Here is a 13,155-nt window from a genome sequence, read left to right as displayed (position 1 = left end):
GTTTCAGCGAAACGCGGGCAAAAGCCGTCGCCCTACGAGGATAGGCGACGGGGCCACTCAGGCCCGCGCACTCGCGCGAGCCATCGTCCGTGACGCGACGAGCGGATTCTCGTCCGGCTCGTGGCGACCTCAATTCAAACCACTCGTTCTAGCGTTTCTCCAGCAGAAAGCCGGCGTGCGGATTTGCATGCCATTTATGCACTGTACTCGTTAGATGATTGATTCTTATAAGCTTTTCCGCACACAAGGGCGTAGAAAAAAGCCTCTGAAAATGGCGTGACTAAGCCTTGGCGCGACGTCAGTTTTTTGAGAATAAACCGCGGCATCGCGGATTCGCGGACGTAAAAAAACCCCGCCTCGTTCCGAGGCGGGGTTTTTAAGCTGCCGCAAACGCGTGCGTTAGCTGATCTGTCCGGCAAGCAGGCCCATGATCTGGCGAGCCGGCGCGGAATTGTCCACCTTGCCTTTGTCGTCGATGATCGATACGCGCGTCTGCTGTTCCGTCACCGCGCGCACGTTCACCTGATACTGCTTGGCGATCGGCTCTTTCCGGCCGTGGAACACCTGGCTCCAGAAACCCTGCTCGACCGATGTCGTGTCTTTCGGATCGACATAGCGCACGAAATAGATGCCGCGGCCGCGATCGCGATCGTCCACTGTGAAGTTGCTGCGATCGAGCGCGATACCGACGTGCAGCCACGCGCGGTCATACGGCTCGGAAAGCGTCACTTCCGTGGAAGCAGCCTCGGGCACGTCCTCAGTCGCGACCGTCGACTGACCGGCAATGCTCGCGTTGCGTGCGGCAGTGGCAGCGGCTGCGGAATCGGCCTTCGCCGACGCGGCGGCGCTCGCGGTCACGAACGGCGTTGCGCCTTCACCCGAAGCCTGACGCGACTGAGCGAGCGCAAGCGACGACATCAACCGCTTCAGATATTCGCCTTCGAGCGCGGGATCGTTTGGACGCGCCTGCCACTGGCTCAAGTCGTTATTCGTGCCTGTCAGCGCTTCGCGCATGCCTTTCTGGCTGACGAACACGTAGGTGCCGCCGCCCGGCGCGACTTCGAGGCGCGTACGGTATTTGTTGCGCTCGGCCGTGACATAGGAATTGCCCGTCGCCTTCGACAACGTGTCGCGGATCAAGCCATCCGAAATCTGCGGATGCGTTTCGTTCCAGTCGGTTTCCATCACGCCCTTGTCGCGCGAGTCGACGACCAGCAGGAAGCCCTGTTCCTGCCAGAAGCGGCGGATCTGCGGCCAGACTTCGTCCGGCGACCGTCCGTCGATCACGAGCCAGCGCTCCGTGCCATCACGCTGAATATGCATGCCCGCGACGGGTGGCACCACGGTGGGCGCGGTCGGCGCGACCTTCTGGACCTGCTGCAGATCCGACAGCGTGGCCTGCCCGCCCTGAGGCGGCAGCGAACGCTGGTCCACGGCTTCGTCCATCAGATTGGGCGGAACTGCGAGAGAAACCTGCTTCGAGCGCGAATCGCTTTTGTAGTCGATTGCCGTGGGTGACGACGTACCGCATCCAGCCACGAGCCCACCCGCCATCAAGAGTGCTGCCAACCGCTTGGTCACACGAAAATCTGTCATGTTTGGGAAGTCCTTCCGCTACGCCACGGCGTTTTCCGTGGATCAACCGAGCATTTTACCGGTCCCCGGCGTCGCCGTGCAAAAACAAGGACGACGCATCCACCGGGCGCGCTTTCGGTAGTCCACGGCCGCCCCTTTTTAGACGAGATTTCGTCATTCCGGCCACGCGATCCGGACCTCACAAAACCTCCCGCTCCATCTCGAAATTCGGCCCGGGCGCCGTTTAGAGACAATTTGTGACACATCGTCAGCACACTCCGAAAGAGGAAATCTTCAATCAAGCCATTGTTTAGAAAGAAATATTAAGCATTTCTATGCAGTTGCTTTTCTGCCGATTAGGAACAATCCGAAATAGTCACATTTCCCGCTTCCCATCTTAAAATTAAATCTCAAAATAACGAACACAGACGGGGAAGCAACAATGAATCGACTTAGTCATCCTTATCATTTGGCGCTGAGTGCCGGCGTCGCGGCAACGGTGATCGGCGCGCTTTCGAGTTCGCCTGCGCACGCGCAACTGGGCACGACGCTATCGCCCGCGAGTATCGCGAAAACCGGCGTGGTGGCACATCAATCGACGCGCGGCGCGCTCGCGTGGCAGGAATCGACCGACGCCGACGGCAATACGATCCGCCAGTACGTCGATACGACCGGCCGCGTCTATGCGGTCACGTGGCGTGGCCCGGCGATGCCCGATGTCGAGGCCTTGCTCGGCGCCTATTTCGGCAGTTTCAAGACCGGCGCGGCGCAACCGGGCGCGCTCGCCTACGGACTGCACACGACGCGCGTGGAACAAGACGATCTGGTGGTCGAAAGCGCGGTGCGCTTGCGCGAATTCAATGGCCGCGCGTGGCTCGCGAGCGCGCTGCCCGCCGGCGTTTCTTCGTCCGACATCAAAAACCAATAAGCCGATACCGCCATGCGATACAAAATTCTTCATCTTTTCCGAGTCGGCGTTATTGGCGTTCTGAGCGCTGTTCTTTTGAGCGGCCTTTCCGGCTGCGGCGGCTCGTCGGGGTCCTCGGGCGCATCGGGAACATCGAGTTCGGCCGGTTCCGGCGATGGCCCGGCGAGCAGCGCATCACCCGCCTCCGCCGCATCGACTCCCGAACCGGCCATGCCAGCGAGCGTCGTGCAATCGACGACACCCAATGTCCAGCCGATCAGCATCGGACCAGTCGTCAGCGGTTCACGCAATATCCTGCAAACAAGTGTGACGATCTGCGTACCGGGAACGGACACCTGCCAGACCATCGACAAAATCCAGGTCGACACGGGTTCGCAAGGACTGCGGATCCTGGCTTCAGCCATCTCGCCCGCTATCGCGCTCCCTGTCGTTACCGTCGCGGGAAGTAGCTCAGGAAGCAATCCGGGAAACGGCGCGAGCGGTAGCGGAGCAAGCGCGGTGGCCGCGTCGTGTACGGTGTTCGGCACGGGCTACACGTGGGGCGCGGTGCGCAGCGCCGATATCCGCATGGCCGGCCAGGTCGCCAACGCCACCTCGATTCAGGTGATCGCCGACCCCGGCGTGCCCGCCGCGTCAAGCGATTGCGCCAAATCCGGCCTGCCGATGCTGACGGCGTCGAGCTTGCGCAGCAACGGCATTCTCGGCGTGGGTCCGTTCAACGCCGATTGTGGCAGCGGCTGCGCCAGTTCGGCGCTCTCCCGCTGGTACTACGCGTGTACATCGGGCGCATGTGTTTCGACCTCCTTGCCGCTCGCGCAACAGGTGACTAATCCGGTGAGCCGTTTTGCCACCGACAACAACGGCGTCGTGATCGAGTTGCCCGCCGTCCCCGATGTGGGCGCTTCGTCGGTCAGCGGCACCATGACGTTCGGGATCGGTTCGCAGGCCAACAACCTGCTCGGCAACGCCACCGTGCTGAAAGGCGGAGCATCGACCGGCTATGTGACCACGAATTACGACGGACAGACGTATTCGGCGAGCTTTATCGATAGTGGCTCGAACGGCCTGTTCTTTCCTTCGACGTCGACCTCGCTCCCCCGCTGCGGCGTCTGGTTCTGCCCGCCCGCGCCGCAAACACTCTCCGCGCGGATCAGTTCGGGAACCGCCGCCGCAATCGACGTCACGTTTTCCGTGTCGATGGCGACAAGCCTCTTCGCAAGCGGCAACAGCGCCCTCGCGAATCTGGCCGGCCCCGTCAGCGGCTACTTCGACTGGGGCTTGCCGTTTTTCTTCGGACGCCGCGTGTTCACGGCGCTGGAAGGCCGCGTCACACCGTCTGGCAACGGCCCGTACTACGCGTTTTAGCCGGCCGCACGCGAGGTAGGGAACGTGACGGATTCCTCTGCTTCAACCGCCCAGCACGAAGCCGACGCCCGCGCGCACAATCGTGCTGTTGCTACCCGACGAAGCGACGCCGGCGTTGAAGTTGACGGTTCCCTTGTCGTTCCAGCGCGACACGCCGATACCCAGCGCCGCTTGTCCGCGATACGCGGCGACGCCGGCGTTCAGCGTGGTGCGACCGGGCAGATAAGGCGTGACGACGTTCAGCGCGGACGCCGATGCAATACCCTTGCGCGTGTCGTGATCGAGGTCGCGCAGCTGTTGATCGACGCTGTTGAAACGCTGGTCCGTATAGCTTTTTGCCTGACCGAGCGTGCTCGCGGATGCGCTTCTCAATTGCGCGACGTTTGTCGCGTCGGTGTCCGCCGAGCCCGCCGCCACGTTCACGATCTGCCGCTCGTTACCCGCCGAGCCAACCGATACCGTCGATGCGCGGTTCGCGACCGAATCCGTGCCGAGCGCGACCGCTCGATCCGCCGACGCCGAGGCGCCCGCGCCAAGTGAAAGCGCACCGCCCGCGCTGGCGACAGCCCCCGCGCCAACCGCCGCGGAGCGCGCGCCGCTCGATACCGCCGCCGGGGCAGAGGCGTCGCCATCGGCGCTGAAGAACGCGCTGCCGTTAAGCGCGGCATTCTGCACGCGGCTGAGCGCGTCGGTGAGTTGACCGACGTTCACCGCATCGGTCACCGCCACACCCGTTCCAACGTTGTGCAGCAACGTGCCGCCGCCGCGCGGCAGTCCCAGCGTGACGTTGTTGTAGTCGGTCGAACCGCCGGGACTACGGTCGTACACCAGCGCCGTAGCGGTGTTTCCTTTTGCATCGACGATGCCTGCCGTTTTGAGCTGCGCCACGTTCACGGCGTCGGTGTCGGCGGTGCCGGCCGCGACGTTCGTGATTTGCCGTTCGTGGCCCGCCGAGCCGACCGACACGCTGTTCGCCCGGTCCGCAACCGTATTCGCGCCGAGCGCCACCGTGTTTTCCGCACTCGCGAATGCGTTCGCGCCGGCCGCCGTCGAGTTCACGCCGGTCGCGCGTGCCTGGCCCAGGGACGAATTCGTGACGAAGTACTTCGACGCCCCGTTCTGCACGTTCGCGATCAGTTGCGCCGTGCTGAACAGTTGGTCGCCGTTGACGGCGTCGGTACTGCCCGCCTCCACGCGGCCCGCGGCGACGTTGCGCAACGCGACCGGCGCGCTGGCATTCGCGCCGCCGAGCGTCACACGCTGCCGGTTGATGGTGCCGTCCGGCCGCGTGTCGTAGGTCAGCGCGGCGAGCGCACGGCCCGCACCGTCGACGAGTCCGGTCTGCTTCAACTGCGCCACGTTCACGGCGTCGAGGTCGGCCATGCCGGCCTTCACGTTCGAGACCGTCGTGCCGCCCGCACCGCTGAGCGTGAGGCGTTCACGCGACGTGTCGTCGTAGGAAACCGTCCGCGCACCGGCCGCACTCAAACCGGCCACCGTGCTCGCCACGTCGCCCACTTTGCTGTCCGTGGCATGCAACTGCGCGCCGTTGACCGCGTCGGTGCTGGTTGCGCTCAGCGCGCCCGCTTTCACGTTCGTGATGGTTGTGCCGGCCGTTCCGCCGAGAGAAATGCGCTCCCGTGTGGCTGCGTCGTAGGCGACGAACGGATTGAGCGGATTGCCGCTTGCATCCACGGACGCGCCCAGCGCCCGCAACTGATTCAGATTGATGGCATCGGTGCCGGTGCGGCCCGCGCCCACGTTGACCACTCGCCGCTCGCTGCCTATCGCGCCCACCGATACCACGTTGTCTTGCGAGCCGTCACTGTTCGCGCCGAGCACGACGCTGTTCGCCCCGCGTGCCCTGATCTTGCTGCCTAGCACGAACGAACCGGCGCCGGTCGCGCTATTTTCGTCGCCGATCGCGACCGACCCCGCGCCCAGCACTGCGTTGCCACGTCCGATAGCGGTTCCCCGCGCCCCGCCGATCTGGTTAAAGGAACCGATCGAGACGGCATCGGGCGCGTCGGGTCCCACCGTCGAACCGGAGCCCACGATCACGCCGCGTTCGGACGCAAGTTCGTTCCGCGTGCCGAGCGCGACTGCCATCGCCGCGGACACTACGTTGCCCGATCCGACCGATACGGCGCTGTCACCCTTCACGTCCACCGACGTACCGACCGCCACCGCGTTCTGGCCGTCGGCAACCGTGTAGATACCGGCCGCTATCGAGTTGTTACCAAACGCCTGCGCGCTACCAGGCGTGAGCATCGGCCCGGCGACGATCAACTGGTCGGGAGGAACGCTCGACATCGGCGCTTTGAGGACGTCGTCCCGAGCGGCCACACGCGTACCGGCAGCGCCCCGAGCGGCGGTCAGCATGCCAACTTCCTCCAGTACGATCGGGCGCTGGACGCGTTCGGTCGATTGCAAAACGAACGGCGCACTCGCCGCGTGCGCTACGCCCACGAATGCAAAAGTGAACGGTGCGAGTGTCGCGAGGACCGCCGCGCGCAGTGCTGGCGCACCCGCCCCGCAGGTGCGCTCCCCGACGGCCTGGGTTACGGGGCACAGCTTCAGAGTCTTCGCGTGGCGGATATTCATTCGAGTTGCTCACTTGGTCGATCAGACGCGTTTTCGCGTCCGGAACAGATAGCGCGGGATGGAACGCACACAGTACGAGTACGCCGCTCCGATCCGCGAGTTCGCGCGCACGGTAGAAATCGACGGGCGGCGCCGCAAGATTTCGCGGGTTTGATGCCTCCGCTACGTTCTTCCACACCATCCCGCGACGCCTGTCGCGCGCTTTATCGGATATTGCTGACCAAGCCAAATTGCAACTACACGAAAACTCTTAAAGTCCGTGGACTATGACCTTCGGCCAGGTGTCCGAGTGTTTTTTAGCTTACTTAAGCTAAACACGCAGCGTAGTCGCACGGCCGAACTAAACAAAAAAGCGCCGCCCACCTAAATGGATGACGCCTTTCTGATTCATCGAAACTTACCGGTGCAAAGTAGACTGAAAGAGCCGACCGTTAGTTGCCTTTCCCCGCTTCTTCCACTGCCCGATCGTCTTCGTCGAAAATCTTCTGCGCGAGGTGGAACGCCGAATTCGCCGCCGGCACGCCGCAATAGATCGCGGTCTGCATCAGCACTTCCTTGATTTCATCGCGCGTGACCTTGTTGTTCTTGGCCGCGCGCAGATGCAGCGCGAGTTCCTCGCTGCGGTTGAGCGCCACCATCATCGAAATGGTCAGCAAACTGCGCGTATGGCGCGGCAAGCCGGGACGCGTCCAGATATCGCCCCAAGCGTGGCGCGTGATCATTTCCTGGAACTCGGTCGTGAGATCCGTGCGATTGGCGAGCGACCGGTCGACGTGCGCGTCGCCCAGCACCGCGCGACGCACTTCCAGTCCGGCTTCGTAACGTTCGTCTTCGGTCATGCGCGTTCTCCGAGAAATTCCAGGACGGCGCGCGTGTAAGCGTCCGCCTTTTCGATGTTCGACAAATGCGCCGCGTCCAGTTCCAGGAAGCGCGCGCCCTCGATGTAGCCCGCCAGTTCGCGGCCCTGCGCGGCGGTCGTCGACATGTCCTCGCGACCCGCGATCACGAGCACCGGCATGCCGATGGTTTTGGCTTCGTCGCGCAAGTCGGCGTCGCGGATCGCTTCGCAATTCGACGCGTAGCCTTCGCCCGACGTATGGCGGAACACGTCGCGAATACCGGCCATCAAAAGCGGCTGGCTCGCGATGAAACCCGGCGTGAACCAGCGCGCGATCACGGCGTCGGTCAGCGCGGCCATGCCGCCTGCCTCACGCGCCTTCGCGGCGCGCGGCGTCCACACGGCGTCCGAGCCGATCAGCGCCGCCGTATTCGACAGCGCGACGCGGTTGAACCGCTCGGGATGACGCGCGGCCAGCCCGATGCCGGTCAATCCGCCCATCGACAGTCCGCAATAATTCGCGCGGTCGATGCCGAGCGAATCCATCACGCCGACTACATCGCCGATCAACTGGTCGATCGTGTACGGACCGGTCGGCGCGTCCGAGCGGCCGTGGCCGCGCGTGTCGTAGCGCAGCACACGATAGTGCGCCGCGAACGCTTCGACTTGCGGCGTCCACATCGACATGTCGCTGCCGAGCGAATTCGACAATACGAGCCACGGCGCGTCGCTGCCCGCGCTCGCGTCCACGCGGTAGTGAATGTTGCAACCGTTCACCGATGCAAAAGGCATGCTGTAGTGCTCCAGAAAAGATCACGCGTTGGCGTGATGAAGCTCGAGCGCGGCATCGACGAACGCCTGCGCCTGTCCGACGTAATTCGCCGGATCGAGCAACTGTTTCAATTGTTCTTCGGAAAGATGCTGCATGACGATGGCGTCGGCGGCGAGCACGTCGTAGAGCGTGCGGCCGCTCGACACCGCCTGCTTCGACGCCTGTTCGACGAGTTTGTGCGCATCCAGCCGGCCGATCGTGTCGCCAAGCGCGAGCATCACCGCTTCGCCGAGAATCAGTCCGCGCGTCGCGCCGAGATTCGCCGCGAGCCGCTCTACGTTCACCTCGATATCCGGCACGATCGCCTTGATCTGCGCGAGCGCGCCGCCGGTCAGACGCGCGAGATCGGGGAGCGCTTCCCACTCGGCCTGCCAGCCGCCGAGCGCGCGTTCGTGCTCCTGCACCATGCCCGCGAACACCGTGGCGACGAGTCCCGGCGCGCGCGCGGCGGCGGTCAGCACGGCCGCGCAGCCGACCGGATTGCGCTTGTGCGGCATGGTCGACGATCCGCCCTTGCCCGCCGCGGCGGGTTCCGCGAGTTCGCCCACTTCGGTTTGCATCGAAAGGGAAATGTCGCGCGCGATCTTGCCGAGCGTGCCGGTCAGCATGCCAAAGCACGCAGCGGCTTCCGCGATGCGGTCGCGTTGCGTGTGCCACGGCAACGCGGGCATCGCGAGGCCGAGTTCGTCGCCGAGCGATTGCGCGACCGCCGGCGCCTTGTCGCGCAAGCTCGCGAGCGTGCCCGCCGCGCCGCCGAACTGCAACGCGAGCGCACGCGCGCGCAACGCGTTCAAACGCTCGCGGTGCCGCGTGAGCGCGTCGAGCCATTGCGCGAACTTGAGGCCGAGCGTGATCGGCAGCGCCTGTTGCAGCCAGGTCCGGCCGATCATCGGCGTCGTGCGGTGGCGGCGCGCCTGATCGGCGAGCGCGGCGCACAGTTCGCGCAGATCCGCGTCCAGCAAGTCGAGCGTCGCGCGCAATTGCAGCGCGAGACCGCTGTCGATGATGTCCTGGCTCGTCGCGCCCCAGTGCACGAATTTCGCGGCTTCCGCGTCGCGCGATTTCACCACTGCCGTCAATTGCTTGACGAGTGGAATCGCGAGATTGCCGCCCGACGCGGCGGCGCTCATCAGCGCGTGCGCGTCGATTTCATCGGCATTGCAGGCGGACACGATCGCCGCGACCGCGTTCGAAGGAATTACGCCGTGTACCGCCGACGCGCGCGCAAGCGCCGCTTCGACGTCGAGCATCGCCTGCACGGTGGCGCGCGGCGACCACACCGCGTTCATCGCTTCGGTGCCGCAAATGAGATCGGTGAGCCGCCCGGTCGCGTGGAACATGGCCTCAGACACGTTCGATCGCGATCGCGATGCCCTGCCCCACGCCGATACACATCGTGCACAGCGCGAATCGGCCGCCCGTGCGGTGCAACTGGTACGTTGCCGTGGTGACGAGGCGCGCGCCGCTCATGCCGAGCGGATGGCCGAGCGCGATCGCGCCGCCGTTCGGATTCACGCGCGGGTCGTCGTCGGCGATACCGAGCATGCGCAAGACCGCGAGTCCCTGCGAGGCGAACGCTTCGTTCAGCTCGATCACGTCGAACTGATCGATGGTCATGTTCAGGCGCGCGAGCAGCTTTTGCGTCGCCGGCGCCGGGCCGATGCCCATCACGCGCGGCGCGACGCCCGCCGTGGCAAGACCGAGAATGCGCGCGCGCGGCACAAGGCCGAAACGCTTCGCGCTGTCCGCATCAGCGAGCAGCAAAGCCGCCGCGCCGTCGTTCACGCCCGACGCGTTACCCGCCGTCACGCTGCCGTCCGGACGCACCACGCCTTTCAGCTTCGCGAGCGCTTCGATGCTGGTTTCGCGCGGATGTTCGTCCTGCGAGACGACGATCGGATCGCCCTTCTTCTGCGCAATCGTCACCGCGACGATCTCCTGCGCGAGCGTGCCGTCCTTCTGCGCGCGCGCCGCTTTCTGCTGACTGCGCACGGCGAACGCGTCCTGATCGGCGCGACTCACCTTGTAGTCGTCCGCGACGTTTTCCGCCGTTTCCGGCATCGAATCGACGCCGTGCAGCTTCTTCATCAACGGATTGACGAAACGCCAGCCGATGGTGGTGTCGTACAGATCGGCCTGACGCGAAAACGCCGAGGTCGCCTTGCCCTGCACGAACGGCGCGCGGCTCATGCTTTCCACGCCGCCCGCGATTAGGAAATTCGCCTCGCCCGACTTGATCGCGCGCGCGGCGATGCCGATCGCGTCCATGCCCGAGCCGCATAAGCGGTTGACGGTCGTACCCGGCACGCCTTCCGGCAAACCCGCGAGCAGCGACGACATGCGCGCGACATTGCGGTTGTCTTCGCCCGCCTGATTCGCGCAGCCGAAAATCACTTCGTCGACGGCGTTCCAGTCCACGTCCTTGTTGCGTTCCATCAGCGCGCGCAACGGCACCGCGCCGAGATCGTCCGCGCGGACCGACGAGAGCGCGCCGCCGTAGCGGCCGACGGGCGTGCGGATCGCGTCACAGATAAAAGATTCTTTCATGGTGTCTCCGGGAATCGGTTGGGTAGCAAGTTCAGACGGATCAGGCGGCTTCGGTCAGCGGCTCGTATTTGAGCGGCACTTTCGCGAGTTCCTGCAGTTCCTCGAACGACAGCCCCTCAACCATCTCGCGCACGACAAAACCATCCGCCGTCACGTCGAACACGGCGAGATCGGTGTACACGCGATCCACACAGTCCACACCCGTCACCGGATACGAACACTCGGCCACCAGCTTGCTTTCGCCCTGCTTCGTGAGCAGTTCCATCATCACGTAGACCTGTTTCGCGCCGATCGCCAGATCCATCGCGCCGCCGACCGCCGGAATCGCGTCGGGCGCGCCGGTGTGCCAGTTCGCCAGATCGCCTTTCGCCGACACCTGGAACGCGCCGAGCACGCAGAAATCGAGATGGCCGCCGCGCATCATCGCGAACGAATCGGCGTGGTGGAAGTAAGCGCCGCCGGTCAGCAAGGTGACGTGCTGCTTGCCGGCGTTGATCAGTTCGTCGTCTTCCGCGCCTTTTGCCGGTGCCGGGCCCATGCCGAGCAGACCGTTTTCGCTGTGCAGGAAGATTTCGCGGTCGGCGGCCAGATGGTTCGCCACCAGCGTCGGCACGCCGATACCCAGATTCACGTAAGCGCCTTCGGGAATGTCGTGCGCCACGCGCTTCGCCATTTCGTCACGAGTCAGTTTCTTCATGGCTAGTCTCCTTATGCGGCCGAGGTTGCGGCAGATTCAGCAGCAGATTCCGCGGCAAGTTCCGCGGCGTGCACGGCTTGCGGCACTTCCACGACGCGTTGCACGAAGATGCCCGGCGTCACGATGTTTTCCGGATCGAGCTGGCCCAGTTCGACCACTTGCGACACTTGCACGATGGCGGTTTTCGCCGCGCTCGCCATGATCGGCCCGAAATTGCGCGCAGTTTTACGATAGACCAGATTGCCCCAGCGGTCGCCCTTGAATGCTTTCACGAGCGCGAAATCCGCGTGCAGCGGCGACTCCAGCACATATTGCCGCCCGTCGATCAACCGCGTCTCGCGGCCTTCCGCGAGCTTCGTGCCGTAACCCGTCGGCGTGAAAAAGCCCCCGATTCCCGCGCCCGCCGCGCGAATGCGCTCGGCCAGATTGCCCTGCGGCACGAGTTCCAGTTCGATTTCGCCCGCGCGGTAGAGCGCGTCGAACACCTGCGAATCCGACTGGCGCGGAAACGAGCAGATGATCTTGCGCACGCGCTTCGCTTTCAGCAGCGCGGCGAGCCCCGTTTCGCCGTTGCCGGCGTTGTTGTTGACGATGGTCAGGTCGCGCGCGCCCTGCTCGATCAGCGCATCGATCAGTTCCGACGGCATGCCCGCCGTGCCGAATCCGCCGATCATGACGGTCGCGCCGTCGTTGACGTCTTTTACCGCCGACGCAAGCGAGTCGAAAATCTTGTTGATCACAGCCGTTCTCCTGCGAGGTTTCTCGCGATGAAACCCGGGTTAACCTGATTGCCTATAAATGTTCGGTATGCGAACATGGATTCGATTAGCGAACTTGCGAATGTTAGAGCCGGATTCGTTGTCATGTCAATAAACTGCGGGTTTGCCCTAGGCGACCGGCGTGCGCGTGTTTGAAATGCGTGTTTATCTCTGGAAAGCCGTCCGATGAATCCACCCGAAACCGCTGCTTCTTCCGAAGCCAACGCGTCGACCAAACCCGGCGACGCCTACGTTCAATCCTTCGCGCGCGGCCTCGCCGTGATCCGCTCGTTCGATTCGTCGCGCCCCGCGCAGACGCTGACCGAAGTGGCAGCCGCCGCCGGACTCACGCGCGCGGGCGCACGGCGGATTCTGCTGACCCTGCAGGCGCTCGGTTATGTCGAAGCGGACGGCCGCTATTTCCAGCTTACGCCGAAGATCCTCGACCTCGGGTTTGCGTACCTCACGTCGATGCCGTTCTGGAATCTCGCCGAGCCGGTCATGGAACAGCTCGTCGAAAAGGTGCACGAAAGCTGCTCGGCGGCCGTGCTGAACGGCGCGGAAATCGTCTACGTGCTGCGCGTGCCGACACACAAGATCATCACGATCAACCTGTCCATCGGCAGCCGTTTGCCCGCGTTCTGCACGTCGATGGGCCGCGTGCTGCTCGCCTCGCTCGACGAAGCGCAACTCGACGCCGTGCTCGACACGAGCGAACTCACCGCCCGCACGCCGCGCACGATCACCGACAAAACCGCGCTGAAAGAAGCGATCGCGGTCGTGCGCCGCCAGCGCTGGGCCATCGTCGATCAGGAACTGGAGGAAGGCTTGATCTCGATGTCAGCGCCGATCCGCGACCGGCAAGGGCGCGTGATCGCCGCGATGAACATCAGCGGCAACGCGCAGCGCAAGAACGCCAAGCAAATGGTGAAAGCCTTCCTCGATCCGTTGCTGGAGGCCGCCGAACGCGTGAGCGCACTGGTCGCGCGGCGCGGATGATTCCTGCTCGTT

General features: G+C 64.3%; 12 protein-coding genes. 3 read left to right on the top strand and 9 right to left on the bottom strand.

From position 1 onward, the window contains the following. Positions 1-399: 399 nt before the first annotated feature. Entirely contained in the window at positions 400-1,596 is a 1,197-nt protein-coding gene (bamC, locus tag AC3D25_RS06990) for an NlpB/DapX family lipoprotein (protein WP_488887706.1), read from the bottom strand. A gap of 421 nt (positions 1,597-2,017) precedes the next feature. On the opposite strand from bamC, the gene AC3D25_RS06985 reads away from it, so the two are divergent. Continuing rightward, complete coding sequence (locus AC3D25_RS06985) at positions 2,018-2,503, top strand: DUF2844 domain-containing protein (RefSeq protein ID WP_488887705.1); 486 nt, start codon at positions 2,018-2,020, stop codon at positions 2,501-2,503. 29 nt (positions 2,504-2,532) lie between these two features. Here AC3D25_RS06985 and AC3D25_RS06980 read toward each other — a convergent pair whose 3' ends face one another. Beyond that, positions 2,533-2,766, bottom strand: a complete 234-nt coding sequence (locus tag AC3D25_RS06980; RefSeq protein ID WP_488889734.1) for a hypothetical protein — start codon at positions 2,764-2,766, stop codon at positions 2,533-2,535. Between AC3D25_RS06980 and AC3D25_RS06975 the strand changes: the two genes are divergently transcribed. Beyond that, entirely contained in the window at positions 2,714-3,868 is a 1,155-nt protein-coding gene (locus tag AC3D25_RS06975; protein WP_488887704.1) for a DUF3443 domain-containing protein, read from the top strand. The two genes, AC3D25_RS06980 and AC3D25_RS06975, sit on opposite strands and share 53 nt — an antisense overlap. Before the next feature lie 42 nt (positions 3,869-3,910). Here the strand turns inward: AC3D25_RS06975 and AC3D25_RS06970 are convergent, their stop codons facing one another. From AC3D25_RS06970 to AC3D25_RS06940, 7 genes are all read right to left on the bottom strand, one after another. Then, a complete protein-coding gene (locus tag AC3D25_RS06970) occupies positions 3,911-6,472 on the bottom strand; it encodes a YadA family autotransporter adhesin (protein ID WP_488887703.1) in 2,562 nt (853 codons plus the stop codon). A gap of 431 nt (positions 6,473-6,903) precedes the next feature. Continuing rightward, the gene (gene pcaC / locus AC3D25_RS06965; RefSeq protein ID WP_488887702.1) at positions 6,904-7,311 is read right to left on the bottom strand and encodes a 4-carboxymuconolactone decarboxylase; all 408 of its coding nucleotides are present in this window, start codon (positions 7,309-7,311) and stop codon (positions 6,904-6,906) included. Continuing rightward, the gene (gene pcaD, locus AC3D25_RS06960) at positions 7,308-8,102 is read right to left on the bottom strand and encodes a 3-oxoadipate enol-lactonase (RefSeq protein ID WP_488887701.1); all 795 of its coding nucleotides are present in this window, start codon (positions 8,100-8,102) and stop codon (positions 7,308-7,310) included. The genes pcaC and pcaD overlap by 4 nt, the downstream gene beginning before the upstream one ends. 21 nt (positions 8,103-8,123) lie before the next feature. Continuing rightward, on the bottom strand, positions 8,124-9,482 hold the full coding sequence (locus AC3D25_RS06955) for a 3-carboxy-cis,cis-muconate cycloisomerase (protein ID WP_488887700.1): 1,359 nt from the start codon (positions 9,480-9,482) through the stop codon (positions 8,124-8,126). A gap of 4 nt (positions 9,483-9,486) precedes the next feature. Beyond that, a complete protein-coding gene (gene pcaF / locus AC3D25_RS06950) occupies positions 9,487-10,689 on the bottom strand; it encodes a 3-oxoadipyl-CoA thiolase (RefSeq protein ID WP_488887699.1) in 1,203 nt (400 codons plus the stop codon). 40 nt (positions 10,690-10,729) lie between these two features. Then, positions 10,730-11,386, bottom strand: coding sequence for a 3-oxoacid CoA-transferase subunit B (locus AC3D25_RS06945; protein ID WP_488887698.1), 657 nt, complete (start codon positions 11,384-11,386; stop codon positions 10,730-10,732). 11 nt (positions 11,387-11,397) lie between these two features. Further along, positions 11,398-12,126, bottom strand: coding sequence for a 3-oxoacid CoA-transferase subunit A (locus tag AC3D25_RS06940; RefSeq protein WP_488887697.1), 729 nt, complete (start codon positions 12,124-12,126; stop codon positions 11,398-11,400). 204 nt (positions 12,127-12,330) lie between these two features. On the opposite strand from AC3D25_RS06940, the gene AC3D25_RS06935 reads away from it, so the two are divergent. Then, complete coding sequence (locus AC3D25_RS06935) at positions 12,331-13,143, top strand: IclR family transcriptional regulator (protein WP_488887696.1); 813 nt, start codon at positions 12,331-12,333, stop codon at positions 13,141-13,143. Positions 13,144-13,155 lie beyond the last annotated feature (12 nt).

The sequence above is a fragment of the Caballeronia sp. SL1002 genome, assembly GCF_057814995.1.
Note: the sequence above shows the minus strand (reverse complement) of the source record. Positions and strands in the feature narration are given on the sequence as shown.